Annotated in this window: 21 protein-coding genes; 7 read left to right on the top strand and 14 right to left on the bottom strand. The window is 57.7% G+C overall.

All coding sequences use genetic code 11. The features are described 5' to 3' along the window. Window positions 1-3 precede the first annotated feature (3 nt). The 9 genes from vgrG to HWW83_RS05340 all read right to left on the bottom strand — a co-directional run bounded on the left by vgrG (window position 4) and on the right by HWW83_RS05340 (window position 12,160). Window positions 4-2,265, bottom strand: a complete 2,262-nt coding sequence (gene vgrG, locus HWW83_RS05300; protein WP_004935351.1) for a type VI secretion system tip protein VgrG — start codon at window positions 2,263-2,265, stop codon at window positions 4-6. A 64-nt stretch (window positions 2,266-2,329) separates the two neighbouring features. Then, window positions 2,330-4,915, bottom strand: coding sequence for a type VI secretion system ATPase TssH (tssH, locus tag HWW83_RS05305; protein ID WP_176589055.1), 2,586 nt, complete (start codon window positions 4,913-4,915; stop codon window positions 2,330-2,332). A gap of 16 nt (window positions 4,916-4,931) precedes the next feature. Further along, a complete protein-coding gene (gene tssG, locus HWW83_RS05310; RefSeq protein ID WP_046687388.1) occupies window positions 4,932-5,960 on the bottom strand; it encodes a type VI secretion system baseplate subunit TssG in 1,029 nt (342 codons plus the stop codon). Next, on the bottom strand, window positions 5,953-7,794 hold the full coding sequence (gene tssF / locus HWW83_RS05315) for a type VI secretion system baseplate subunit TssF (protein WP_033643661.1): 1,842 nt from the start codon (window positions 7,792-7,794) through the stop codon (window positions 5,953-5,955). The genes tssG and tssF overlap by 8 nt, the downstream gene beginning before the upstream one ends. Window positions 7,795-7,805: 11 nt before the next feature. Continuing rightward, on the bottom strand, window positions 7,806-8,252 hold the full coding sequence (locus HWW83_RS05320; protein WP_015378391.1) for a type VI secretion system baseplate subunit TssE: 447 nt from the start codon (window positions 8,250-8,252) through the stop codon (window positions 7,806-7,808). A gap of 81 nt (window positions 8,253-8,333) precedes the next feature. Next, window positions 8,334-8,858: an Hcp family type VI secretion system effector gene (locus tag HWW83_RS05325; RefSeq protein WP_004935369.1), complete on the bottom strand. Its 525-nt coding sequence runs from the start codon at window positions 8,856-8,858 to the stop codon at window positions 8,334-8,336. A gap of 231 nt (window positions 8,859-9,089) precedes the next feature. Beyond that, complete coding sequence (tssC, locus tag HWW83_RS05330) at window positions 9,090-10,616, bottom strand: type VI secretion system contractile sheath large subunit (RefSeq protein ID WP_033643662.1); 1,527 nt, start codon at window positions 10,614-10,616, stop codon at window positions 9,090-9,092. Then, a complete protein-coding gene (gene tssB / locus HWW83_RS05335; protein WP_033643663.1) occupies window positions 10,613-11,170 on the bottom strand; it encodes a type VI secretion system contractile sheath small subunit in 558 nt (185 codons plus the stop codon). The genes tssC and tssB overlap by 4 nt, the downstream gene beginning before the upstream one ends. A 24-nt stretch (window positions 11,171-11,194) precedes the next feature. After that, complete coding sequence (locus tag HWW83_RS05340; protein ID WP_033643664.1) at window positions 11,195-12,160, bottom strand: type VI secretion system protein TssA; 966 nt, start codon at window positions 12,158-12,160, stop codon at window positions 11,195-11,197. 1,610 nt (window positions 12,161-13,770) lie between these two features. Between HWW83_RS05340 and HWW83_RS05345 the strand changes: the two genes are divergently transcribed. Then, complete coding sequence (locus tag HWW83_RS05345) at window positions 13,771-14,205, top strand: DoxX family protein (protein WP_033651807.1); 435 nt, start codon at window positions 13,771-13,773, stop codon at window positions 14,203-14,205. Between the two features lie 65 nt (window positions 14,206-14,270). Here HWW83_RS05345 and HWW83_RS05350 read toward each other — a convergent pair whose 3' ends face one another. After that, on the bottom strand, window positions 14,271-14,903 hold the full coding sequence (locus HWW83_RS05350) for an ECs1377 family protein (protein ID WP_176589056.1): 633 nt from the start codon (window positions 14,901-14,903) through the stop codon (window positions 14,271-14,273). Window positions 14,904-15,029: 126 nt separating this feature from the next. Further along, window positions 15,030-15,842 carry an IclR family transcriptional regulator domain-containing protein gene (locus HWW83_RS05355; protein ID WP_033643667.1) on the bottom strand — a complete coding sequence of 271 codons (813 nt, stop codon included), beginning with the start codon at window positions 15,840-15,842 and terminating at the stop codon, window positions 15,030-15,032. 188 nt (window positions 15,843-16,030) lie between these two features. Between HWW83_RS05355 and HWW83_RS05360 the strand changes: the two genes are divergently transcribed. The 5 genes from HWW83_RS05360 to pcaDC are packed head-to-tail and all read left to right on the top strand — an operon-like array spanning window position 16,031 to window position 21,096. Next, complete coding sequence (locus HWW83_RS05360) at window positions 16,031-16,720, top strand: 3-oxoacid CoA-transferase subunit A (RefSeq protein WP_016927165.1); 690 nt, start codon at window positions 16,031-16,033, stop codon at window positions 16,718-16,720. An 11-nt stretch (window positions 16,721-16,731) separates the two neighbouring features. Continuing rightward, window positions 16,732-17,385, top strand: coding sequence for a 3-oxoacid CoA-transferase subunit B (locus tag HWW83_RS05365; protein ID WP_046687390.1), 654 nt, complete (start codon window positions 16,732-16,734; stop codon window positions 17,383-17,385). Window positions 17,386-17,395: 10 nt separating this feature from the next. Beyond that, complete coding sequence (gene pcaF / locus HWW83_RS05370) at window positions 17,396-18,598, top strand: 3-oxoadipyl-CoA thiolase (RefSeq protein WP_016927163.1); 1,203 nt, start codon at window positions 17,396-17,398, stop codon at window positions 18,596-18,598. Window positions 18,599-18,601: 3 nt separating this feature from the next. After that, window positions 18,602-19,951, top strand: coding sequence for a 3-carboxy-cis,cis-muconate cycloisomerase (locus tag HWW83_RS05375; protein WP_033651812.1), 1,350 nt, complete (start codon window positions 18,602-18,604; stop codon window positions 19,949-19,951). Beyond that, window positions 19,942-21,096: a bifunctional 3-oxoadipate enol-lactonase/4-carboxymuconolactone decarboxylase PcaDC gene (gene pcaDC, locus HWW83_RS25840; protein ID WP_060660887.1), complete on the top strand. Its 1,155-nt coding sequence runs from the start codon at window positions 19,942-19,944 to the stop codon at window positions 21,094-21,096. Before HWW83_RS05375 ends, pcaDC begins: the two co-directional genes overlap by 10 nt. 9 nt (window positions 21,097-21,105) lie before the next feature. Here pcaDC and HWW83_RS05385 read toward each other — a convergent pair whose 3' ends face one another. The 3 genes from HWW83_RS05385 to pcaH are packed head-to-tail and all read right to left on the bottom strand — an operon-like array spanning window position 21,106 to window position 23,455. Beyond that, window positions 21,106-22,038: a LysR substrate-binding domain-containing protein gene (locus HWW83_RS05385; RefSeq protein WP_060660529.1), complete on the bottom strand. Its 933-nt coding sequence runs from the start codon at window positions 22,036-22,038 to the stop codon at window positions 21,106-21,108. A gap of 59 nt (window positions 22,039-22,097) precedes the next feature. Then, a complete protein-coding gene (pcaG, locus tag HWW83_RS05390) occupies window positions 22,098-22,718 on the bottom strand; it encodes a protocatechuate 3,4-dioxygenase subunit alpha (RefSeq protein ID WP_079451544.1) in 621 nt (206 codons plus the stop codon). Beyond that, window positions 22,718-23,455, bottom strand: coding sequence for a protocatechuate 3,4-dioxygenase subunit beta (gene pcaH / locus HWW83_RS05395; protein WP_047025389.1), 738 nt, complete (start codon window positions 23,453-23,455; stop codon window positions 22,718-22,720). Before pcaH ends, pcaG begins: the two co-directional genes overlap by 1 nt. Before the next feature lie 229 nt (window positions 23,456-23,684). On the opposite strand from pcaH, the gene HWW83_RS05400 reads away from it, so the two are divergent. Further along, window positions 23,685-25,580: a bifunctional sugar phosphate isomerase/epimerase/4-hydroxyphenylpyruvate dioxygenase family protein gene (locus HWW83_RS05400; RefSeq protein ID WP_176589057.1), complete on the top strand. Its 1,896-nt coding sequence runs from the start codon at window positions 23,685-23,687 to the stop codon at window positions 25,578-25,580. Window positions 25,581-25,602 lie beyond the last annotated feature (22 nt).

A 25,602-nucleotide genomic window follows, 5' to 3' on the forward strand; every position in this document is an offset into this window, starting at 1 on the left:
TCGTTAGTTTTTGCTTTGCATCCCGACTTTTTTCAAATCGACGCCGGTCTCGGACAGTGACGCGCCGGTATAGCTGATCGACACCCCTGTCGTGCTGGTGCTGCTGCCGGTATTGCTGACGCTGCTGCCGGTATTGCTGACGCTGCTGCCGGTGCTGCTGACGCTGCTGCCGGTGGTGCCGACGCTGCTGCCGGTGGTGCTCACGCTGCTGCCGGTGGTGCTGATACTGCAGCCGGTGGTGCTGGTCGACGATCCGGTGGTGCTGATGCTGCAGCCGGTGGTGCTGGTCGACGAGCCGGTGGTGCTGACGCTGACGCCGGTAAAGCTGGTGCTGCTGCCGGTCTGGCTGGTGCTGACCGTGGTGTAGCTGTTGCTTTCGCCGGTCATGCTGTTGCTGATGCTGGTGAAGGAGTTGCTTTCGCCGGTCATCGAGTTTGATACGCCGGTGCAGCTGGTGCTCTGCCCGGTGAACGAGGTGCTCAGCCCGGTGAACGAAGTGCTCACGCCGGTAAATGACGTGCTCACGCCGGTGAACGAGGTGCTGACGCCGGTAAACGAGGTGCTCACGCCGGTGGCGGTGAGGCTGACGCCGGTCATCGACGCGCTGACGCCTTTAATCGAGGCGTCAAACCCGGTAATGCTGAAGACGTAATCCTTGTAAGAGACGTGGTTGGTGAACCAGTCGGTAAAGGTGCGGCGGATGATGTCGAACTTGTCCATTCCCACCTCGGTGGCCTGGTTGCGCTCCACCGTGGTTTGCAGATCGCGTTCGGCATGCAGCATGACGCGTTCGTTGTTGCGGTTGTCATCGAAGGTCAACTGGCTGGCATGCTGCGGCTTGCCGAAGCGCAGCGAACGCGACACCATGCCCGAGTAGTTGATGTATTCAGGTAACTGATAAGGCGGCGGGTTGTCGCCGTTATACACAATCCCGGTCACCATCGGACGATCGAGATCGCCGTCGACATAGGTCACCAGCACTTCCTGACCGACGCGCGGCATGGCGATCACGCCCCAGCCTTTCCCGGCCCAGGCCTGCACCACGCGGATCCAGCAAGAGCTGTCTTCCTCGGTGGTTTTGTAGCGATCCCAGTGGAAATGCACGCGGATGCGCGCAAATTTGTCGGTATGCACTTCGGAGTTGGGCGCGCCGACCACGGTGGCGCTCTGGATGCCCGGCATCTGCGGCTTTGGCGTTTCGCGCAGCGGGCGGAACGGCACGTCGTCGTTCAACGCATTGAAACGGCAGGTGACGTTGCGGCCGTCGCTGCTGCTGTCCGGGCCGTCTTGCACGAACACATAGTCGCAGCGAGTCAGCTTGAAGCGGCGATTGCGGTTGGCGTCCGGGTGCAAAATCAAGGAGAAATCCTTGCCGGCCATCAACCCGACGGCGTTGCTCTCGCCAAACAGCAGATGGCCGTCGCTTTGCATTTCTTCAAGGCGCAGCCGCGCCAGGTTTTCACCGCGTTCGGTATCCACATAACCCGCCGCGTAGTCGTACCACTCCAACGGGGTGTTCTGCAGGCCGAGGCGGCTCTCTTCCACCTTGGTTTGCAGGTTTTTACGCGGGTTCTGGAAGTCGAAGTCGCGCAGCACGATTTCATTCGGGCGCACTTTGCGTGAACGCTGGATGCGCTGGATCCCTTCGCGGATGGCGCGGTTTTCTTCGCTGTCCGGCATGAACGGCAACACGGCGTAACCGAAATCCAGATCGTCGAAATTCTGCCGGTCGGTGATCACCAGCGTGTGTTTATCCTCGGCGTGATCGAAGTAATACCAGATGCCTTCGTCTTCAAGCAGGCGGCTGATAAACGCGAAATCCGTTTCGGAAAACTGCACGCAATATTCACGCGTCGGATAAGTGCCTTGAATATCCAGACGGTAGTCGGCAAAACCGTAGCGCGAAAAGATTTGCTCGATGATGTCGAGCACGTTCAAATCCTGGAAAATGCGGCTGTTGCGGTTCTGCATCAAAAACCACAGCCAGGTGCTCAGCTCCAGCTTATAAACGAACTTATCCTGATGCTGCCCCGAATCGGAGGCGCCGATCACGTAAGCGTAAAACGGCCGCGCGCCGAAATCCGGCCTTTCTATTTGAATGCTGATCCCTTGACCCAGCAGAGATTCATAATCAACGTCCGCCTGTTCACATTCGAATTCGAGCGTATATTGCGAGTTGCTCGACAACCCTTCTTTGGTGGTGAAGCTGAGTGGAAACGCATTTAATTCGGCTAACACCGGGTTATCAATTTCGATTAAAGGCATAACAACCTCTCTGATCCGATATCGAACCCCGCCCCGCGTTTGCGGGCCGGCGGCAAATTAAAAATCAGTCGAAATAAACACTTAAACTATCGTTCTCGACCATGAGTTGGATATTCTGCAGTTCCTGTCCCGTCCGTTTGCGCTGCAGCACTTCATTGCTGATGGGCGGCAAAATCACCTGCTGCAGCAGCGACTCGACCGCTCTGCCGCGCGAAGGATGGGCGCTGATGCGTTTGGCTATCCAGCCTGGAATGTCGCCTTCCAGCACCAGCGACACGCCCACTTCTTTGTGCAAACGCTGTTGTAAACGCGAAATCTGTTTGGTGGCGATATGGGTTATCGCTTCGGTAGAAAGCGGCACGTAGGGAATGACGTTCATGCGCGCCAACAGCGCCGCCGGGAAGAAGCGCGCCAGCACGTCGTGCAGCATCGGCCGCAGCGCTTCGGTTTTCAGATCCGGCGTTTCCGCCAGCGTCGCTTCTATTTCGCCGGCGCCGATATTGCTCGTCATTAAAATGAAACACTGGCGGAAGCTGATCATGCGGCCCTCACCGTCTTCCATCACGCCCTTGTCGAAGACTTGATAAAACGCCTCGTGGATATCGGGATGCGCCTTGTCGAATTCGTCGAGCAAGACGATGGAATAAGGTTTGCGGCGCACCGCCTCCGTCAACTTGCCGCCCTTGCCGTAGCCGACATAGCCCGGCGGCGCCCCTTTCAGGGTGGAAACGGTATGCGATTCCTGAAACTCGCTCATATTGAAGACGATCAGGTTATGCGCGCCGCCGTACATCGCCTCCGCCAGCGCAAACGCGGTCTCCGTTTTGCCGACGCCGCTCGGGCCGGACAGCATGAAAACGCCCAATGGCCGATCGTGCGCCTGAATGCCGGCGCGGGAGATGCGCACCGCCTGCGCGATTTCATCGATCGCCGTCTGCTGGCCGAATATCTGGCGGCTCAGCAGTTGGTTGAGATTGAGCGCATTGTCCAGATCGCTTTGCAGCATGCGGCCGGTGGGGATGCCGGTCCAATCCGACAACACCTCCGCCACAACGCGGTCGTCCACCCACGGATACACCAACGGCAGGCCGCCGTCTTGCAAGGCTCCCAGCTCGGAGGCCAACTGCGGCAAGCGCTCCGGCGACTGCCGCTCCGCGTCGAGCAAGGTGGTGACCGCCTGTTGCTCCTGCGCCTGCCGCTGACGCAGCGCATCCAGTTCACCTTCCATGTCGCTGAGGGTCTGCTGCAATTCAGTGATGCGGGTAAGCGCCAGATCGTCGAATTTGCTTTCCTCCTGCAGGCCGTTCATTTCGGTGCGCTTCACCGCCAACCCGGCCTCGAGTGACTCGATTTTTTCAGGCAGCGCATGCTGGCTCAGCGCCACCCGCGCGCAGGCGGTGTCCAGCAAGCTGATGGCTTTGTCCGGCAGTTGCCGCGACGGCAGATGGCGCAGCGACAAATGCACCGCCGCCTGCAGCGCCGACTCGCGGATCTTGACGCTGTGGTGCTGCGCAAAATGCGGGGCGATGGCGCGCATCATGTTCACCGCATTCTCTTCGTCGGGTTCAGAAACCAACACGTACTGGAAACGGCGCGTCAGCGCGGCATCCGGCTCGATGAACTGTTTGTATTCCGACCAGGTCGTCGCCGCCACCATGCGCAGCGCCCCCCTGGCCAACATCGGTTTCAACAGGTTGACGGCGTCGCCGGTGCCGGCCTGCCCGCCGGCGCCCACCAGCGTATGCGCCTCGTCGCAAAACAGGATCACCGGCACCGCCGAATGCGCGATGGCGTCGATCAGCGCTTTCAGGCGCGATTCGAATTCGCCCCTCATGCTCGCCCCGGCCTGCATGCGCCCCAGATCCAAAGACAGCAGCCGGGCGCCCTGCAGCAGCGGCGGCACCTGCCCCTGGGCTATCTTGCAGGCCAGCGCTTCTGCCACCGCCGTTTTGCCGACCCCGGCTTCGCCCACCAAAATCGGGTTGTTCTGCCGGCGACGCAGCAAGATGTCGATCACCTGGCGCAGCTCCGCTTCGCGGCCAATCACCGGGTCGATTTCACCGTCGCGCGCCTGGCGGGTCAGATCGGCGCACCATTTATCGAGAATATCGACCGTCTCGGACGCCTCCGGCGCATCGCCGTGGGCGCTGTAGACCTCTTCTTCCTCTTCCTCATGCTCGACGGACTCCGCCAGAATCGCCGGATAATCGTCGAACAGCTGCGGGATCGGCAGTTTTTTGAACTCGTCGCTCAGCCGGTACAGGCTGCGCTGCAACGTGGGATCCTGCAGAATGCCGACCAGGATATGAATGGTGCGCACCCCGCCGGACGGCGTTTCGGCGAGCTGGCTCATCAGCAGCCCTCTTTCCACCACCGTTTCCAGTTGCGTCGACAGATCCACCACCGCATTCGTCCGGTTAGGCAAGGTATGAAGAATGCGATCCAACGCATCGCTGATGCGCTGACTGTTGATGGCGTAGTGCGCCAGGATCATCGGCAAGTCGCCGCGTTCCTTGTCCACCAGGACTTTCAGCCAGTGTTCCAGCTCCACGTATTCGTGCCTGAAGGTTCGGCACAGCTTGGTCGCTTCGACGAACGACTGATAGGCAAAGTGGCCCAATCGCGAAAAAAGACGTTCTCGTTGATACACCTTAAATTTCCTTATATTAAGTTGTTGATTGATAAACCAGCTGCCTAAACGTCCCTGTCTTAGGTTTCAGCCAGCTGTCTTTACTCAGCGACTTGCCGCCCAGCTGCGCCGCCATGCCCGGCTCCGTGGCAATCAGCAGGCTGACATCCAGCATCAGCTGATGGCTCGTAAAGTCATGACAGATGCTCACCAGCGCCTGCAGCCGCCGGCTGCCGCGCTGATACTGCTGATACTGCGGGGCCCCCAGCGGGCCGATCTGAATATGCGCGCCGTACTGGGCATCGAAAAAGCGGCTGCCGATGCGCGTGCTGCCCAACTTGCCCAGCTTTTGGCTGCCGCTTTGCTTGCCGTCGTCGATCCACTTGGCGTAGCGCGGCGTAATCGTGATGGGAACGGCGAAATAGGCCGCCAACATCTTGTTGAGCTGCCGCAGCGAGCGGCGACCGGGCAGATAAGTGCCGGGGTACGCCTCGCGCAGGCGCTGGATATGCGGGTTCACCGTCAGCGCCGTATCGACGCCCACCGTCTGGCGCAAATGGCGCAAGAACGGGTTTTTATCATCGTCATGCTCATGGCCGATCATCGCCTTCAGCTGCGCCCAGGCCCGGTAGTGCAATACGGCGAAGCGCTGGCTGACGATGCCGACGAACTGCTGGAACGCCTGGTTGCGTCTGGCGATGACTTCGGTGCGCGCGTGCTCGGTCACATGGATCGGCAGCGGGCCGTAGGGGGCGAACATGCCGAAATGCCGCGCCTGAATCAGCACTTGCTTAGGGCGCTGCACGATAGAGGCGATTTCACGCGAAGCGAACGCCATATCCGCCGGCTGGGTAATGCAGAGCCTTTCGCGGCTGCGATCGTTGGAGACGCCGAGCCGCGGCGCATCCGGCTGCGCGCGTTCGATACGCCGCAGCAGCTCGAAAAAATCCTGTCGATTGGACAGCCCGCGTATTTCGGCCTGGCCCGCGCTTTCGCTTTGCGCCCCCGGCGTCGGCGCCGGCTCCAACGAGAGCGCCGTTTCACGCATCAACGACATATCAGCCATAGTAGAGCGCCCCCCAGTCGGCGTGGGTTTCCCCATCCAGCAACAGCTTCATGCTTAACGTTTGGTTCAGGTCGCCGTATTGGCTCAACGCGTGGTGCAATATTTTGCCGAACAGATAGGCGCCGTGGTCGGCATGATGGTTGGCGCTTAAGTTGACGGCGATCTCGGCTCCGCGGATCCAGGCCAGCGGCCCCGGCCCCTGATTGCGTTCGAAGTGGTGCTCCACCCAGGCGTTTTTGATGCTGGCGATGCGCTTGCGCTGGCTGGAGTCATCCTGATGGCAGAACAACGACAGCCAGTCGCGCAACAGCGCCGAACAATCCTGAACGTCGGGGCGCGCATGGCGCAAAGGATTGGAGGCCAGCATCTGGATCGCCTGCCACGCCTGGCTGATGTTCGGCACCGCGACCGGGTTGCTCGGGTAGCGGACGATCTCCACCTGGTGGATCGGCATCGCCGTTTCCAGCTGGAAATGCGGCTGCTGAAGGTGCGCCGGCACCAGATGCCGTTCGCATACCAGCGCCTCGACGCTGAGCGACGTGATGTCGTCGATGTCGATGCCGCTTTTGCCCGGCGAGATGGCGATGAAAGTATCTTCGTTGGGCAGGTGCGGATTGTTGTACTTGGAGGGCGACGGCTCCCGGCGACGGTGCAGCGTATAACCGGCCGGCTCCCGCTCGCAGTCGTACTGCACGTCGGCCTGCAGCGAAGAGAAAATCACCGGGTTGCCGTCGGGCAGCATGCCTTTCACTTGTTTTACGCTGTGTATCTCATACAGCGAGGTGTTCAAACGATCGACCACCAGTTGGTGCTCCGTGCGCTCATCCGTCAGCAACACCGGCGAGCAATGGCGGCGATACAGGTTGATGACCGGGGTCGCGAAAAGATGAAAATCCCTGGCGTTGACGCGACCGATCAGAGTGAGTGGGCGTTGCTCCAGCGCGAACAAGATCTCGAACTCGTGAACGCGTTCACATTGGCGCAGAAAATCCTGCACGCCATGCAGCTCCAGGCTGAAGAAGCGGCTTGGCGCGGCGAAGTATTCGCGCATCAGCCGGTTGCCGGGCAACTCTCCCACCACGGTGGGCAACAAGGCTTCTTCATCGCTGACGCCGCCCAGGCGCAAGCTGTCCGGCTGCAAGACTTTGACGATTGGCCGGTCGTCGCTTTTCGCCCATAACACGATGCGCAAGGTGCGATTAAGCAACGCGGCCAGCAGTTGATTGGCCCGCACCGTATCTTCCGCCAGCGTCAGGTGCAGCGGCTCGAGATCCAGCTCCGAGACGGGAAGCACGCCGTGCGTCGTCAGGCATATCCTGACGTAGGCCGAGCAATCCTGCATGTGTCTGGCGGCGCCGTCAGGCAAATGGTGCGGCGGCAAAATCTCGCATTCCGCCAGTGAAATCTCAACGGGCTGCACTTTAATATGCCGCGCCGTGGTGAACGTGGCGGGTTTGTTGTTCAGCGAGATATCGTTGAGGGTCATGCGGCTCCCGCGCGGCAGGTCAACCTGGCTGTGCCACTGGGGAAAAGAGAGATCGGGCTTAATCGCGACGGTGGCGATCGCGGGAACCGGCGTATACCACAGCGGCGCCAGGCGTGAGAGCATTTGCAGGGCAAATTCCGGCTGCTCATTGTTCAGCTTTTCCTGGATGCGGGTGCAAAGGAACGCGGAGCCCTCCAACAGACGCTCAACGAAAGGATCCAGCACGCCGTCGATATGCATGCCTAAATGCTGGGCGACCTGGGGATGAGAAGAGGCGAACTGACGACCGGCCTCGCGAAAATAACGCAGCTCATCATTATATAATTGGAGAAAGCGCTCACTGAACATAGTCACCCCTATTAATCAAATACGTGTACGGCGCCACAGGAATAATCAAGAGCGATGCGCAAATTAACCAGCATTTCGTCACCCGGTAATGAGCAGGTGCCATAAATATCGAATAAAATCGCCAGCACATACGATTGGCGTTCATTCACTACAGGCACCACACGAATCGTTTTCGGATCCAGACGCGGCTCAAACGAAGTAATGATTCTTTGTATATGTCTCGCCAGCGTTAACGGATCGGTATTAATCGGTATGCGTTGGCTCAGCGACGGCAGGCCATAATTCAATACCGAACTTTCGCTGTGCGCATAATCATGAAGTTTCAAATCAGCGCTGCGCGATGCGTCATTCAGTAAAAATTCGATATCACGCACCAAAACACGCCGCCAATTATCGGCGCTGGCGCTTTGATGTCTCACGCTGAGCTTATCGAATAGCATGGGCAATGACGCTTTCATTTAACACCTCGCGATAAGGCTTATGTCTGCCCGCAATCGCTGCGGGCAGACAGCCTGCAATTAGTGTTGTGACATCAATGATCAGATACGGGCATTAAGCTTGAGGTCATACCCCGTCTTAATTACCGCACCCATGGAGCCATCATTGTTTTGCTCTTTGTACTCAACTTCGATACGTGCGAAATTCAGCTTGATAACGTCGGTTGGCAGCACGGTATCGATTTCAGTACCGATGGTGGAATTCAGCGGCATATTACCCACGGTCTTGAATGAGGAAACCAGGCAGTTGCTGAAGGTCACGGCAATGAAGTCTTGCTGACCCTGGCCTGATTTACGGCAAACAAGTTTTGCCTGAGGAATATGCTCGCCGGTGGCGCACATCAGGAACAGTTTCGGCGAAGCCTTATTGCTCACCATGCGAAACTCAAAGTCTTTCATCTCGACTTTGCCTGAACCACCGCCGCTCCCGAACCCCCAACGGCCGGCGTTTTCTTCCGCCCATTGCCAGGCTTGCAGCTGAATCCAGCCAGGGTAGGTTTGGTCGGGTGATTCACCATCAACACCCTCAATTTTCAAAAAATAGTCTACTAAAGCTTTCGTGCTCATTTTTTGTCTCCTTGACTGATAGGTCTACTTCGTTAATTGAAAAGTCTATTCAGATAAGTCGTTATATTGCCTACGCGATCATTGAAATAGCGACAATGAGAACCCATTAGCCATTAATAAATAGCAATAGCGTAAAAAACAGCGCCACTAAATTTCAATGAAATATCAATTCCCACCAACGCCATTTAATAATTAACGTCGGCAATATCCAAACCAATGACCAGCCGTAACTTATCTGCTCCCATCTTTTTTGGCTGACGGAAGTTTTGATACAAGTCGCAAGGACACGGTCATGCCTTCCAACTGGTAATGCGGGCGCAAATAGAAATGTGCGCGGTAATAACCCGGATCGTCTTCCACATCCTCAACGCGCACCTCGGCGGCGGCTAATGGACGACGCGCCTTGGTCGCCTCGGTCGAGACGGAAGGATCGCCATCGACGTAGTTCATCAGCCAGTCATTCAGCCACAGCTGCATATCGTCCCTGGACCGAAAAGAACCGATTTTGTCGCGCACGATGCATTTCAAATAGTGCGCGAATCGGCACGTGGCGAAAATATAAGGCAAGCGCGAAGACAGCTTGGCGTTGGCCGTCGCGTCGGGATCCTCGTATTTCGCCGGCGCGTGCATGGTGCAAGAACCGATAAAAGCGGCGAAATCGGAATGCTTGCGATAGACCAGGGGCAAGAACCCGGCGTCGGAAAGCTCTTGCTCGCGCCGATCGGAAATGGCCACTTCCGTCGGGCACGTCAGTTCATATCCGCCCTCATCGGATGGAAACGCGTAGGCGGGCAGTTCTTCCACCGAGCCGCCGGATTCGATGCCGCGAATCTTCGAACACCAGCCGTACTCATGGAACGCGCGGTTGATGTTGACGCCCATCGCATACGCCGAGTTGGCCCAGGAAAAATCATCATCCACATCCGGCCTGACGGACTCCTCGAAAGCGAACTCTTCGATCGGGTTGGTTTTCGCCCCATAAGGCAAACGCGACAGGAAACGCGGCATCGTCAACACCAGGTAACGCGAGTCGTTGCTTTCGCGCAGGCGGCGCCAGGACGCATATTCCGGCGTGGTGAAAATCTTGCCGATATCCCGCGGGTTGCCCAGTTCGTTCCACTTGCTCATCTGCAGCAGCGACGGCGACGCGGCGGAAATGAACGGACAGTGCGACGCCGCGGAAATTTTCGCCAGCTCGGTCAGCAGCGTGACGCTCATCGGGCTGTGATCGAATTCAAAATCGCCGATGATGCAACCGAACGGCTCGCCGCCGAACTGACCATATTCCTGTTCGTAAATCTGTTTGAACACCGGGCTTTGATCCCAGGCGGAGCCCCGATAGCGGCGCAAATTGCGCGTCAGCTCATCCTGACTGATGTTCAACACCCGGATCTTGAGCGTTTCGCTGACGTTGGTGTTATCGACCAGATAACTCAGACCTTGCCAGGCGGACTCCAGCTTCTGGAACTCCTTGTGGTGCAAGATATTGTTCATCTGTTGCGAAAGCTGTTCGTCGATCTGGGCAATCAACGATTCAATGGTCAATACGACATCCTGGCTGACCTTGACCTTGCCTTTATTGGCATATTCGGACAGCGTGCCGATAGCCCGACGAACCGCTTCCGAAGCCTCGTTCGTTCTGGGCCGGAATGAACGCTTGAGCAAACCGTCAAGCTCATTTTCCGTTTCCTGCGTTTCAACTTCAGCGACTGCCGTAGCCTGCTGCTTAGCCGAATAGCGTCGTTGCCTCGCTCTCATTCCTCATCTCCTTTATTGCCGGAATCCTGCACATCCTGTTCCGCATCCGCGACCGTTTTACGCGCATCCGTCACCAAACGATGCAGAAAATCGGGTTTCTCCAGCAGATTCTTCACCACTTCTTCCGCGCTGGATTTACCATCCATATAGGTGATCAGCTCCGTGAGATGTTCCCGGGCTTCAAGCAGGCGTTGCATCTGCGGAACCCGTTTGGCGATGGCGCCAGGCGTGAAGTCATCCATCGATTCAAACTCCAATTCCACGTCCAGCAACGCATCGTCTTCGCTCAGGGTGTTCTCTACGTAAAATTGCAGACGAGGCTTGATGGCGCGCATACGATCGTTGAAGTTGTCCTGATCAAAGGTCAGGAATTTCCGCTCTTCGATCGGCAGCAAAGGCTTTTTCCGATGCCCAGAGAGATCGGACATGACCCCCGTAACAAAGGGCAACTCCACTTTCTTTTGTGAACCGTAAAGCTCTACGTCATATTCAATTTGCACGCGCGGCGCGTTATTTTTACCGATAAATTTCTGAGAGCTTGAGTCCTTAGCCATTGGAAAACTCCTTTGTGATAAAAATTACTTCCCGGACAATTGATTTAACGAGGCCAGAGATTCCGGCAAAAGCTCCTCAACAATCGTCGCGAAGTCCATACCGATCATTTTTTGTGAACGTCGAATAAGAATGGGGGCCGGATGGCTGGGCTCATAGTTTTGGAAATAGTCCAAAACCTGATCCAACAGCAAGATGACATCCTGCCGGGAACGGATATATTTGCCGGGCATGGCGACAGGCGCGTCAGCATCCGGCGAGTCAATCTCCGCGTCATCCCGTTCAGCCGGCAATTCCTGCTGTTCCAGTGAAGCCAGCTGGCGGTTGAACTGTTTCAAATAGTCGCGCACCTGCCGGCAGTCCAAACGATAATCTTCGGCCTGCAGATTGGCGTAATTCTCGACGCGCTCCAGCGCATCGATTTCCAGCGCCAATTGCTCTTTCAGCGAAGGCAGATTTCTGCCGGCAAAATAACTGTCGGCTTGCCCCAGCACCTTTACCACCTCCGAAAAATGCAGGCTTTTGCCTTCCTGCTCGTCAAGCCGCATATTCAGCAGCTCGTCGGTGGTTAACGGCGTGTCGGGAAAAATCTTGCTGTTCTTGATTTCGTGCAGACAGGACGATGTGGCGAGCCACCCTAATGCGGCCGCATGAAAGCTGTCCGATGAGGGTTCCATATCCGCCTGAGGGAAAATGGTGGCGCCCTCCTCGGCATATTTGGCGTCAATATCCTTAATGCCCTGGTAGAAGGCCGAAAAACCGTCGATATGAAGATTGGCGCGCATAAACCACAGCACGACATGTAAATCGAAGCACTGTTCCAGCAACGCGGCAGACTGCTCGCGAATGGCGTGCCAATTGATATCACGCGCATTGTCTACGGCATTAAGCGGATCGGTTTGGCTGTCATATTCTGAAAGCGTGAATTCAATTTCACTGTATCGTGGATCAAATTCGACGCCATTCACTTCCGTTGAGATGACTTCATTCATGGCCTGATATCCTTTTCAATCAGCACTAGAAACATAAAGCCTAATAAAGCGGGCTTTTACGTTCGCCAGTCTTTCCCAGAGTCCTTTTAGCGTAAGTTAGTCGTCACCAAGCTCGCAAATTGTTTAGATGTATTAATATTAACAACAATAATAGATTAAAACTATCAATAGAATCACAGTGATCGGTTTAAACTATTTTACATTTACATATTTATTTTTTCCTTTTAAAATCAATAAATTGCAAACAATAATTATGCAAGCTAAGAATAGGAAAAAAATCAAAAACTGCCCTAAAAACAACGTTTCATCCTTGGTAGGATAATTCCAGTAATACCACTGGATACAAATAATTTAATTAGCAAATGATAACCACAGTAAATAGTGAAATTTTTTCATAAAACCATGACAGCCAGTCGTTTCTTGCAAGCGGGTAGCACGCAATGATCAATAGAAGACGATGGCAGTGTGACTTTCATTTCCAGCACTCAGTACTTACACATGCGAAACCTGGTGTGAAAATAAACAATTTGGCGAGAGTTTTGATTATTAATTTTAAAGCTAAAGCACAGATTAACATTCCGCCGTGGTGCACCGAATACCTATTGATACACAAACAGCCTGGTGGATAAAGCATCGTTCTTTATATAGTTAACTCAGGGTAATGATCAGAATAATTTAAGATTCAATTCCCCTTCATGTGTGTTCTCATACGGCTTACCGCGGCAAAAGCACCACTGCGGTAAAGGGTCTCGCAGACTAAAGTGGCATTAGAGATATCATTTACTATAACCGCAAAATAACCACGTAAGCGCTGCAACGACAGTAACCGTGTTAAGACCAGCGATCTGTTCCATATACAAGAAATGTTTCCCTAACTGATAAGACCACTAATTTGATACTAGCAAAGGCAAACCCAATATCAAGAAAAAATATTATTTTTTTAATAAAAAAATAACAAATCAATATACATAAAACAAACAATTCAACAACTTAAAACAGCGCTGAATCGATTACTTTTACGCCAGGAAAAATAGTTCATGGAAATTTACACCCACTCATAACCCCCTCAGTCAATCTCACTCATTCTCTTCGGCATTGAATTGTCATCAAAAAATAAGAAAATCTATAAAAATAAAACCCGCCACTGGCCGTGCGTCCCACAGGATCAACTTTCGCAAGGCAAAATAAGCAAGATAATTCCCAATAAAAAGGCCGAAAAAAAGCGTTAATGATTTAGCGGTTCAAAATAAAAATAAAGGTAACTCTATTGGGTTATTAAAGCGAAAACGCGCACCTTTTCATTGCTGCAAAAAAACCTTATGAATCTTTACGTTGCCTGTCCTTTGACAATCATTGATGAAAAAGCAAATCAGGTAGCCAACACATACAGAAAAGAGATGGGCTACGCGATGGGCCAACCCTGCCGATGACTTTTCTCATCCCCGGTTCGGCCCGTGCGCACAGGTTATTCCGCCTAAAAATCAGGCCGCATCGCCGGCCTCGTCCGGCGATTTAACGCCGAGCCCGCCGTTTTCCTGATCCAGAACAGCTTTCGCATTCATCCGACTGATATATTGATTGAAAATCATTCCTATTCAGGAGAAAAAGCCATGGTTAAGTCACTCAATGCGGCATTCACTCGCTTTTTTGACCACCCGGACGCAGGCAAATTGGCGCTCAGGCTAACCTTCGGCGGGCTGATGCTGTTTCACGGCGTCGCGAAAGTTCAGCATGGCGTCGGCTGGATCGCCGATGCGTTACAACAACAAGGGCTGCCCGCCTTCATCGCCTATGGCGTATATATTGGGGAGATCCTGGCGCCGATACTGATCGTTTTGGGGCTGTTCACCCGCCCCGCCGCAGGGGTTTACGCCCTCACGCTGGTGGTGGCGTTTTTGATGGTGGGCACCGGCAAGGTCTTCACCGTCACCGACGTCGGCGCCTGGGGCATTGAAAACGAACTGGTGTTCTTTATGGGTGGGGTCGCCATACTGCTGCTGGGCAGCGGGAAGTATGCCATCGCGCGCAATGAAGCCTATCGATAAACCACGCTATCAACTATCAATAAGGAGGTTCCTGGTCTGAGCCTCCTCTTTATCTATAACGGCCATTAACGGTCGGCCAGCCGGTAAACCGGTACCTTGCGCGTCGTGCCGGTCAGGGTGTCGAAAATCTCCGTTTCCGCCGTCACGATCGTCATGCCGGTTTTTCTTAGCCTGCGCACTTCGGCGGCGATGCGCTGTATGCCGAACCAGAACAGTCCGTCCAGCGCCGTGACGCGCAGCCCCTGCTCCAGCGCCAGCTTAAGCCGCTCACGCGGCGCCTTGAGCGCCTTGGCAATTTCACGGTAGGGCAGCGCGTCCACGCCCGACGCCGAGGTTCGGTGAATGCGGGTCGACAGACCGTATTGGAAGGCCTCGGGCACGTCGCTTAAATCGCTCTTCAGGCTGTAAACGCAGCCAAAGCGCTTGCCGTTGAACACCACATTTTTTTGACTGATCGACAGCTCATCACGCAGGCCGGCAATCAGCTGCGGCGCCCGCACCAGCAATAAGCGAAACGGCAATTCGAAACTGCTCACATAGTCCACGTTGAGCAACGCAATGCGCAGGCGCTCTTCCGCGCCCGCCTGCGTCTGGCGACACTCGTTCAACACCTCGCTCCACTGGCGCGCAAGCCGCGGGGCTTCATCCAGCGGCGCGAAATGGTATTTCTCGATGTGGTAGTCGATTCTTTCGTTCATGTCCGTTGGCCCCCGCGTCAGTCATCATGCCCTCAGCAAATTACCTTACCCGCAGCCCACAATACAACACCGCATCGCGCCGCAAGATGCGGAAAAATCGGGCGCATACGCCCCCTGCGCGCTCGCTCAAGGTGAGTCGTGCAACAACAGCGATATCTCTTCGGCGGCCGAGCGCAACAAAGGCAGGTGGTGCTGGTGCAAACGCTCTGCGGAAACCTGACCGGCATGCACGCCGACGTTCAACGCCGCGGCGATGCGGCCGTCCGGCGTGGTGAGCGGCACCGCCAGTGAACGCAGGCCAATCTCCAGTTCCTGATCGTTGATGGCATATCCCTGCTGACGCACGCGCGCCAGCTCTTCCCGCAATGCGCTGACGCTCACCAGGGTATGGCTGGTGTAACGCAGTTGAGTCAATCGCGCCAAATAGTCATTCAACGTCTCACTGGCGAGCCCGCTGAGCAGCACCCGCCCCATCGACGTCGTGCTGGCGGGTAAGCGGCTGCCGACGTGCAAATCGATGGTCATGATCCGCGAAGTTGATGCGCGGGCGATATAAAGAATGTCATCGCCGTCCAATATGGCCATGGAACAGGACTCATTGAGCGTCTGGCTGAGTTGCCTCAACACCGGCTGCGCGGCGTTGGCCAACGGCGAAGCCCCCAGCCAGTTGTGACCCAGCGACAAGACGCGCGGGCGCAGCTCATAATTCTTGCCGTCTTCCGCGTACACAAAGCCCAGCTTACTCAGGGTGTAAAGGCAGCGGCGCACCGCCGCGCGCGGAATGCCGGTACGCTGGCTAATCTGCGACACCGACATCAGCCGCCGCTGCGGCGTAAAAGCCTGCAGGACCTCCAATCCTCGCGCCAAAGAGGCCATAAAGTCGGGATCCCCCTTCCAGGGATCGGTGCTGCTGCGCGTAATTTCCTGTTCTTTTTCCATTCTCGTTACCCCGCTGTCTGCCTGAAATATCGGTGTGCCGACGATCACAACCTGCGAATGCCTCTCAAAGAATAGCCGATAATCGCACACTTTTTCGATAATCGGTATTGTTTGCCTGAAAGGGACGATCTACTTTCCCATTGACGATAAACACTCCCCCGGCGGGCGCCGAATGAAAGGAACAAAAGATGATCGATAAAAGTGTGGCCACCCTGGAAGACGCCGTGTCCATCATTCCGGACGGCGCGAGCATCATGATTGGCGGCTTTGGCCCCGCGGGACAGCCGCTGGAACTGATCGATGCGCTGATTGAACGCGGTGCCCGCGAGCTGACGGTAATCAGCAATAACGCCGGCAACGGCGACAGCGGCCTCGCGGCGCTGCTCAAGACCGGCTGTGTGCGAAAGATGATTTGCTCCTTCCCGCGCCAGGCCGATTCGTGGGTCTTTGACGACCTCTATCGCCGCGGCGCGATCGAACTGGAACTGGTGCCTCAGGGCAACCTTGCCGCCCGCATGCAGGCCGCCGGCAGCGGGTTGGGCGGCATTTTCACCCCAACCGCCTTTGGCACGCCGCTGGCGCAAGGCAAAGAAACGCGTGAAATCGACGGACGGCATTACGTGTTTGAAACGCCCTTAAAGGCGGATTTCGCCTTGATAAAGGCCCATCGGGGTGACCGCTGGGGCAATCTGGTTTACCGCAAAGCGGCGCGTAATTTTGGCCCGGTGATGGCGATGGCCGCCGCCACGACGATAGCGCAGGTCGCTGAATTGGTGCCGCTTGGCGCACTGGATCCGGAAAACGTGATAACGCCGGGCATCTTCGTCCAGCGCCTGGTGGCGGTGGCGCACCCCGCGACCTTTTCCCTCTCTGCCTGAGGAGTCATAACATGCAAAAATTAACCCGCGACCAATTAGCCCAACGGGTAGCGCGCGATATTCCGGAAGGCGCCTACGTCAACCTCGGGATTGGGCTGCCGACCCGCATCGCTAACTACCTGCCCGCCGACAAAGAGGTGATTCTGCACAGCGAAAACGGCCTGCTCGGCATGGGGCCGTCACCCGCGCCGGGCGAAGAAGATCCGGAACTCATCAACGCCGGTAAAGAACGGGTGACCTTGCTGCCCGGCGGCAGTTATTTCCATCACGCCGACTCTTTTACCATGATGCGCGGCGGCCACCTCGATATCTGCGTGATGGGGGCGTATCAGGTCTCGGCTGCCGGCGATCTGGCCAACTGGAGCACCGGCGCCGAAGACGCGATCCCGGCGGTGGGCGGCGCCATGGATCTGGCCATCGGCGCGCGCAAAGTCTATGTGATGATGGACTATCTGACCAAGACCGGCGAATGCAAGCTGGTGGAACAGTGCAGCTACCCGCTGACCGGATTGGCCTGCGTCAGCCGCATTTATTCGGATATGGCAATCATTGATATCACCCCGGACGGCCCGCAGGTGCTGGAGCTGTGTCCGGGGCTCACCTTTGACGCGCTGCAAGCGTTAACCCCGATACGTTTACTGCAATCTGACTTGATCCCCGCTTGAGGAAATCGCCATGCAACAGGCTTTTATCTGCGATGCCGTTCGTACGCCATTCGGCCGTTACGGCGGCGCATTATCCGCGCTGCGCGCCGACGATTTGGCCGCTCTGCCCCTGAAGGCGCTGCTTGCCCGACTGCCGCAGTTGGATCCCCACGCCATTGATGACGTTATTCTGGGGTGCGCCAACCAGGCCGGTGAAGACAACCGCAACGTGGCGCGAATGGCGCTGCTGTTGGCCGGATTGCCCCACACCGTGCCGGGCACCACCCTCAATCGCCTGTGCGGTTCGGGATTGGACGCGGTAGGCATGGCGGCGCGCGCCATTAAATGCGGCGAAGCGGAGGTCATCATCGCGGGCGGCGTGGAAAGCATGTCGCGCGCGCCCTTTGTCACCGGCAAAGCGGACAGCGCCTTCAGCCGATCGCTGAAAATGGAAGATACGACGATGGGATGGCGCTTTATCAACCCGCAAATGCGCGCGCAGTTCGGTGTCGAAACCATGCCTGAAACCGCCGAAAATGTGGCTCGCGATTTCGCCGTCAGCCGCGCCGATCAAGACGCCTTTGCATTGCGCAGCCAACAGCGCACCGCCCGCGCTCAGGAGCTGGGCCTGTTTGATGAGGAACTGATCGCCGTCAGCATTCCGCAACGCAAAGGCGAGCCGCTCAGCCTGGTTCGCGACGAACATCCCCGCAGCACCTCTTTGGCCGCGCTGTCCGCCCTGAAAGGCGTCGTGCGCCCTGAGGGGAGCGTCACCGCCGGCAACGCCTCGGGCATCAACGACGGGGCCAGCGCCCTGCTCATTGCCAGCGAACGCGCGGCGGTGCAGTATGGACTCGCCCCGCTGGCGCGTGTGGTCGGCATGTCCGCCTGCGGCGTAGAGCCGCGCATCATGGGTTACGGGCCGGTTCCCGCAGTCCGCAAAGTGCTGGCGCAAACCGGTTTGAGCCTGGCGCAAATGGACGTCATCGAGTTGAATGAAGCCTTTGCCGCCCAGGCGCTGGCCGTGACGCGCGCCCTGGGACTGCCGGATGACGCGGAACAGGTCAACCCTAACGGCGGCGCTATCGCGCTGGGGCATCCCCTGGGGGCATCCGGCGGCAGGTTGGCCATGACCGCCGCTTATCAACTGCGGCGCACCGGCGGGCGTTTTGCCCTGTGCACCATGTGCGTCGGTGTCGGGCAAGGTGTCGCCTTGATTCTGGAACGGATATAACGAATGTCTCTCTATAGCGCAATGTTTATGGCTTCGCCATTAACGCCCTGCTTCAGCGACACGGCGCTGCTGCAGGGCATGCTTGATTTCGAAGCCGGTCTGGCGCAGGCCCTGGCGTCTGCAGGGATTATCGATGACGCGTCCGCGCGGATCATACGCAGCCACTGCCAGGCGGAAAAGCTCGACGCCGCCGCGCTGACGCAGTCCGCCGGATTGGCGGGCAATTTAGCCATTCCCCTCGTCAAACAATTGACGGCGTTGGTGGCGCAAACCTCACCGGAAGCGGCGCGTTTCGTTCACTGGGGGGCGACCAGTCAGGATGCGATTGACAGCGGGCTGATGCTGCAACTGCGCAGCGCGCTCGATAAAACCGACGCGCTGCTCAATCAGCTGATTGCGGCGCTGACGGCGCAATGCCGACGCCATAGCGCAACGTTAATGGTGGGCCGCACCTGGCTGCAACACGCTTTGCCAACGACGCTGGGGCTGAAGCTGGCCGGCACGCTGGACGCCTTGCTGCGCTATCGGGCTCGTCTGGCTGAAATGCGGCCACGCGTGCTCGCGTTGCAATTCGGCGGCGCGGCCGGCACGCTCGCCTCGCTCGGCGAACAGGGTGAGCGCGTTGAGCGGGCGCTGGCGCAAGCGCTGGCCCTGCCGCGCAGCGCCACGCCGTGGCATACCCAACGCGATCGGTTGTTGGAGCTGGCGAGTTGGTATGCCGGCCTGACGGGCTCGCTCGGCAAGCTGGCGCGCGACATGTCTTTGTTGATGCAGACCGAAGTCGCTGAAATCAGCGAGCCGTCGGCCCCCGGACGCGGCGGCTCTTCCACGATGCCGCATAAGCGCAATCCGGTACTCTGCGCCGCCATCCTCAGCGCGGCCAACCGTCTGCCTGCATTGATGTCGGGATTGTATGCTGGCCTGGTGCAGGAGCACGAACGCGCGCTGGGCGGCTGGCAGGCCGAGTGGCAAAGCCTGCCGCAGCTCCTGGTGCTGAGCGGGGCGGCATTGGCGCAAAGCCTGGATCTCATTAACGGTCTGGAGGTGCATGAAGCGGCGATGAGGCGCAATCTGGCGCTGACGCAGGGGCTGATCATGGCTGAATCGGTTACCCTGGCCTTAGCCCCCACCCTCGGCCGTCAACAGGCTCACCATCATATAGAACGGTGCTGCCGGCAAGCCCTGGCCACCCAGCAACCCCTGTTAACCCTTCTGTGCGCCGATGCGGAAGTCTCTTCCCGACTCAGCCGGGAAACCCTGGAAACCTTGCTCGATCCGGCCAATGCCACCGGCAGCACGCAGCGTTTCATTCAACAAGTCCTGGCGATGGCCGAGAGGGAGCAATCATGTTGAATTATGTCCTTGAGGGGCCTGAAAACGCCCCGGTTATTCTGTTTGGCAACTCGCTGGGCACCTCATTGGCAATGTGGCAGCCGCAGCGCGACGCGTTCATCGCCCACTATCGCATTCTGCGCTACGACGTTGCCGGCCACGGCGACTCTGCGCCCGATGAACAGCCCGGCTCGCTGGCGCGACTGGGCGAACAGGTGCTGTCCCTGCTGGACACTCTGGCGATTGATCGGGTGCATTTCTGCGGCATCTCCATGGGGGGGCTGACGGGGTTATGGCTGGCGCGCTTTCATGCCGATCGCTTGCTGACGCTGACGATCGCCAATAGCGCCGCGAAAATCGGGGTGACGGAGCATTGGCGAGAACGCGCCGCGCAGGTGCGCCAGTGCGGCATGTCCGCCGTCAGCGATGGCGCGGCAGCGCGCTGGTTCACCCCGGCATTTTGCCAATCCGCCCCCGTCAAGGTGCAAACCGTCGTGCAACAGCTCACCGCCTGCGATCCCGAGGGCTATGCCGCTTGCTGCGACGCGCTGGCGACCGCCGATTTACGCGCCGAGCTGGCAGGCATCCGCGTTCCGACGCTGGTTATCGCCGGACATGAGGATGCGGTAACGACCGTCGACGATGCAAAAGCCTTGGCGGCAGGTATTCCCGACGCGCAATGCGTCATCCTGCCCGCCGCCCACCTGTCCAGCATCGAAGCCTGGCGGGCATTTAACCGCGCGTTCCGGGCCTTTTTGGATGAGCAGCTCACGCAGCGGCAACGTTATCAGCAAGGTCTGACGGTGCGCAGAGCCGTGTTGGGCGATGAGCATGTCGATAATACCCTCGCGGCGCTTTCGCCGCTCAACGAGGAGTTTCAGCATTTCATCACTCGCTACGCCTGGGGGGAAATATGGACGCGTCCGGGCTTGTCGCGCCATACCCGCAGCCTGATCACCATCGCGATGCTGATCGCCTTGAATCGCGAAGCTGAGCTGAAAATGCATATCCGGGCCGCCTTCAATAACGGCGTCACGCGTGAAGAGATCAAAGAAGTTCTGATGCATGCGGCGCTTTACTGCGGCTTACCCGCCTCGAACGCCGCTTTTCATCTGGCGCAATCCGTCTTTGCCGAACACGACGCCGGGCGGCGATCGGACGACTAGAAGACGCGGTTATACCGGCACATCCAGCACCCTTTGGCGCAGCGCAGCAACCAGGCGCTGCTGCTCAGGGGACGAGAACGCCTCTTGCCGGGTAATGATGCCCAGCGGCTCGGCCATGCCCTGGGTAGGCAACGGCAGCGCACGCAGGTGATTGCTGAACAAGTCGTCACGCACCGCGCCGTAAGGCACCAGCCACACATAGCCATACTGTAGCGTCAGGCAGCGCGCCAGCGTGACCGACAACGTCTCGACGCACCCTTCCGGCACCGCCAGCCCGTGGCTGACAATGAGCGCCTCCGCATTCTGACGCGGCACCGTACCCCGCGGGGAGAGCACCAATGGCCAGCTCAACGCTTCCGCCAGCGAGACATCCGAATGCAACAGCGGATGATGAGGAGCAACCACCAGCCGGAGCGTTTCATGGTACAGCAGCTCGAAGTTGAGCCCCTCCATGCGGGAGGGGTCTGACATGCGCCCGATGCCTAACGTTAATTGTCCCGATCTCACCGCCATCATCAGCGCATCGTTGGCCAGCGTCGTAACCTGCATGCGCCAGCCGGGGGATTGCTGCTGCAACCCCACCACGACCGGCGCGACCAGACTCACCAGCGTGGTGGGCAGCGCGCCGATATGCAGCGGCGCCGGCAGCGCCTCGCTGTCCGAGGCAAGCGTGCGCCCCAACACATTCAGCGCATCCAAAACGCGGCTGGCATCCTGCAGGAAACGCGCCCCGGCGGCGGTCAGTTCCGCCCCTTGCCGATTGCGCGAAAAAAGGCGCTCGCCGGCCAGGCTTTCCAGTTCGTTGAGCGTTTTAGAGAGCGCGGGCTGCGTGATGCCCAATTGCTGTGCGGCGCGCACCAACGTCCCCTGTTGCGCGGTAGCGACAAAGGCGTGCAGATGACGAAGGCGGATGCGTTGGCTAAAGCGAGAAGTCATGTTCATGATTTATAGTATTAACTTGCCGCCGGCGCGGCAAGCTCATTGTCAGGGCGAACGGAGGATCAAATATCAAAAAAAACGGTTTCGTTCTCGCCCTGTAACCAGATGTCGAAATGGTACACCGTCTGATCCCCGCGCTGCCGCCTTTGCGCCAATAACGTGCTGCGCCGTTTTTCCCACTCGATGAGATTCAACACCGGATCTTCGGCATTGGCTGCCTGTTCGTCGGCAAAGTAGAGACGCGTGTTCAACCCGATGTTGATGCCGCGGGCCACTATCCACAGATTGAGATGGGGCGCCATCAACCGGCCGTCGCGCCCCGTCACGCGCCCCGGTTTAATCGTCTCGAATTGCCACAGGCCGCTGGTGAAATCCGAACAGGTTCGCCCCCAGCCGCGAAACGCCGGATCGTCGGGCTTATCCAACTGGCCGTCAGCGGGGTGCTGATATCGCCCGGCGGCATTGGCCTGCCAGACTTCGACCAGCGCGTCTCGAACCTGCGTGCCGGAGCCGTCATAGACATGCCCTTCCACCACGATGCGCTCCCCGCGCGTCTCCGGTTGCGTCAACACATGGGTGAAATTACGCTCGAAAATATCAAAGCCGGCGGCATGCGGCGCCAAACCGATGTGCACATAAGGCCCGGCGGTTTGCGAGGCCGTTTCAGACAAATACTTTTTCATCACGCGGCTCCCTGTGTACGGTTCTCAAACCACGTAGCTCGATGGCCCCGCAGCACCAGATCGAAGCGGTAAGCCAGGCTGTCCAGCGGCACGGCGGCGTGCATATCCAGCTCGGCAATCAGCGTGCGCATCGCATCGTCACTGCCTACCGACTGCAAGATGGGGCAGCGAACGAGCAACGGATCGCCTTCGAAATACATCTGCGTGATCAAGCGCTGCGCGAACGCCTCGCCGGAGAGCGAGAAGTGAATATGTGCCGGACGCCAGTCGCTGACCTGATTGCGCCAGGGATACGGACCCGGCTTGATCGTACGAAAACAATAATACCCGTTGTCGTCGGTCAGCATCCTGCCGCAGCCGCCAAAGTTGGGATCGATAGGCGCCAGATACTGATCTTTCTTGTGACGATAGCGCCCTCCCGCATTGGCCTGCCATACCTCGACCAGGGCGTTGCGCACCGGTGCCCCGAAGGCATCCCGCACAAATCCATGCACGATGATCCGCTCGCCGATCGGTAAGCCGTCTTTGGCGTAATTCAGAATCAGATCGTGATCCATCGGGCCGATATCCGTTGGCGTGAAGACGGGGGCGGTCAGTTCAGACAGCGAATTTTGCAATGAAATTAATGCATTGCGCGGCGACCGCAGCACGCTGGTTTTATACAGCGGCGCCAGCGCCGGCGGGTGATGACTGTAATCTCGATGCACCAGTTCTCGCGCCATCCAATCACTTTTCATCCCGGTATCCTTATTATTTGAGGGTACATGTCGTCAGAGTGTAGGAAGCGCAATATGTAAAAGTAAAGTGAGAAAACCGATCGCTTTATATAACCAAAAGTAATGGAATGTTCTGAATTGACGAAACATTTCATTTGGTCCATAACATGATTCAATTCCCGTCGGTGGTCCGCCTCGCTGCTGAATGGTCGCTTTCAGGTCATCCATGACCGCTTAACTGGAGGCAATGATGAAACGTTCTATCGCGACGGTCTCGGTATCGGGTTCGCTGCCGGAAAAACTGCGGGCTATCGCCGCCGCAGGCTTTGATGGCGTCGAAATTTTCGATAACGATCTGGTCTACTACCCCGGCTCACCGGCGGAAATCCGTGAGTTGTGCGCCGAACTGGGCCTGGAAATTTTACTGTTCCAACCGTTTCGGGACTTCGAAGGAGGCCCGCGCGAAACGCTGGCGCAGAACCTTTCCCGCGCGGCGCGCAAGTTCGAAGTCATGCAGCAACTGGGCTGTTCTCGCATGCTGCTCTGCAGCAATGTCTCGCCCGACAGCAGCGAAGACATGGCCACGCAAGTGAGCGATTTGCGCGCGTTGGCGGAGTTGGCCGCCGAGTATGATATTACTGTCGGTTATGAAGCGCTGGCCTGGGGACGTCACGTGAATATGTGGCGCGACGCCTGGGCGCGCGTGAAGGCCGTAGATCATCCGGCGTTGGGGATCATTCTCGATAGTTTTCATATCCTGTCGCGCGGCGATAACCTCGATGGCCTCGAGGAAGTGCCGCCCGAAAAAATCGTGTTTGTCCAACTGGCGGACGCCCCGCTGTTGAAGATGGATGTGCTCGCCTGGAGTCGCCATTTCCGCTGCTTCCCCGGCCAAGGGGAGCTGAATCTGACCCAGTTCATGACCCAACTTTCCGCGCATGGCTATCGCGGCGCCTGGTCGCTGGAGATATTTAACGATGGTTTCCGCGCCTCGCCGGTGCTCCCCACGGCCCAGGACGGTTTCCGATCGTTGTTGTGGCTGGAGGAGCAAACCTATGACTGGTTGGCCAAACAGCCTCTGCTGCCCAACGCCATGGCCTCGCTCATGGAACGTTCCTTATTTCATTCGCAGCCGCATCCGCCCTTGCTGGCGCTGGAGTTTATCGAATTTGCCGTCTCGCACAACGACGGGCTGGCGATGGGCCAATGGCTGACGCAGCTGGGATTGGTTCACGCCGGCGAGCACCGCTCCAAAAGCGTCTCCCTCTATCGCAACGGCAAAGTGAATGTCATTCTGAATGCCCAGCCGGAAAGCCAAGCGAGCGGCTATTATCACCTGCACGGCATTTCCCTGTGCGCCGTGGCGTGGCGGGTGCGCGGCGTAGCGCGTTTACTGCAACGGGCGCAAGACTACGGGTACGCCATCTGGCAAGGAGAAACCGGCCCCAACGAGCGGCAAATCCCCGCGCTGTGCGCACCGGACGGCAGCCTGATTTATCTGGTGGAAGCGGACGAAGATCCCAAGAACGATATTTATCACGCCGATTTTCATCTGACGCATCGCAGCGCGCCGCCGCCCGCGCTGCAGAGCATCGATCACCTGGCGATTGCGCTGGCGGATGAATCGAGCGGCAACTGGATCATGTTCCTGCGCAGCGTGCCGGGTTTTGTGCAGGACAACGAGTGGGAATTGCCCGATCCGCTGGGTTTGGTTCGCAGCCGCGTCCTGCGCAGCCCCAACGACGCCATCCGGCTGCCGCTGAATATGTCGGTGAGCCGGGAAACGCAAATCGCCCAGGCGCTAACCGCCTATCAGGGCGCAGGCTTGCAGCACGTCGCTTTTGGCTGCGAGGATCTGTTCAGCATGGTGAAAGCGGCGCAGGCGCGCGGATTAAAAACGCTGCGTATTCCCGATAACTACTATCACGATCTCAGAGCGCGTTTCGATCTGGACCCCGCTTTCCTCTCACAGCTGCAAGCGGGCAATGTGCTCTACGATCGAGACGATCAGGGCGGAGAATTGCTGCATGTCTACACCGTGCCCTATGAAAAAGGCCGCTTCTTCTTCGAACTTCTGGAGCGCCGAGGCGGCTACCGCGGCTTTGGGGCCGCCAACGCCCCGGTTCGGCTCACCGCCATGCGTTAATCGCGCGGGCCATCAAGGCCCG

The sequence above is a fragment of the Serratia ureilytica genome (assembly GCF_013375155.1).
Taxonomy (GTDB): Bacteria; Pseudomonadota; Gammaproteobacteria; order Enterobacterales; family Enterobacteriaceae; genus Serratia; species Serratia ureilytica.

Bases quoted from the DNA above. Each gene is read 5' to 3' on its own strand.
- pcaG (WP_079451544.1), bottom strand. From the start codon at position 22,718: ATGAAAAAGTATTTGTCTGAAACGGCCTCGCAAACCGCCGGGCCTTAT.
- tssF (WP_033643661.1), bottom strand. From the start codon at position 7,794: ATGTTCAGTGAGCGCTTTCTCCAATTATATAATGATGAGCTGCGTTAT.
- HWW83_RS05400 (WP_176589057.1), top strand. From the start codon at position 23,685: ATGAAACGTTCTATCGCGACGGTCTCGGTATCGGGTTCGCTGCCGGAA.
- HWW83_RS05350 (WP_176589056.1), bottom strand. From the start codon at position 14,903: ATGAACGAAAGAATCGACTACCACATCGAGAAATACCATTTCGCGCCG.
- HWW83_RS05340 (WP_033643664.1), bottom strand. From the start codon at position 12,160: ATGAATGAAGTCATCTCAACGGAAGTGAATGGCGTCGAATTTGATCCA.
- pcaH (WP_047025389.1), bottom strand. From the start codon at position 23,455: ATGAAAAGTGATTGGATGGCGCGAGAACTGGTGCATCGAGATTACAGT.
- HWW83_RS05355 (WP_033643667.1), bottom strand. From the start codon at position 15,842: ATGGAAAAAGAACAGGAAATTACGCGCAGCAGCACCGATCCCTGGAAG.
- HWW83_RS05325 (WP_004935369.1), bottom strand. From the start codon at position 8,858: ATGAGCACGAAAGCTTTAGTAGACTATTTTTTGAAAATTGAGGGTGTT.
- pcaF (WP_016927163.1), top strand. From the start codon at position 17,396: ATGCAACAGGCTTTTATCTGCGATGCCGTTCGTACGCCATTCGGCCGT.
- HWW83_RS05320 (WP_015378391.1), bottom strand. From the start codon at position 8,252: ATGAAAGCGTCATTGCCCATGCTATTCGATAAGCTCAGCGTGAGACAT.
- HWW83_RS05365 (WP_046687390.1), top strand. From the start codon at position 16,732: ATGCAAAAATTAACCCGCGACCAATTAGCCCAACGGGTAGCGCGCGAT.
- HWW83_RS05360 (WP_016927165.1), top strand. From the start codon at position 16,031: ATGATCGATAAAAGTGTGGCCACCCTGGAAGACGCCGTGTCCATCATT.
- HWW83_RS05345 (WP_033651807.1), top strand. From the start codon at position 13,771: ATGGTTAAGTCACTCAATGCGGCATTCACTCGCTTTTTTGACCACCCG.
- tssC (WP_033643662.1), bottom strand. From the start codon at position 10,616: ATGAGAGCGAGGCAACGACGCTATTCGGCTAAGCAGCAGGCTACGGCA.
- tssG (WP_046687388.1), bottom strand. From the start codon at position 5,960: ATGGCTGATATGTCGTTGATGCGTGAAACGGCGCTCTCGTTGGAGCCG.
- HWW83_RS05385 (WP_060660529.1), bottom strand. From the start codon at position 22,038: ATGAACATGACTTCTCGCTTTAGCCAACGCATCCGCCTTCGTCATCTG.
- HWW83_RS05375 (WP_033651812.1), top strand. From the start codon at position 18,602: ATGTCTCTCTATAGCGCAATGTTTATGGCTTCGCCATTAACGCCCTGC.
- tssB (WP_033643663.1), bottom strand. From the start codon at position 11,170: ATGGCTAAGGACTCAAGCTCTCAGAAATTTATCGGTAAAAATAACGCG.
- vgrG (WP_004935351.1), bottom strand. From the start codon at position 2,265: ATGCCTTTAATCGAAATTGATAACCCGGTGTTAGCCGAATTAAATGCG.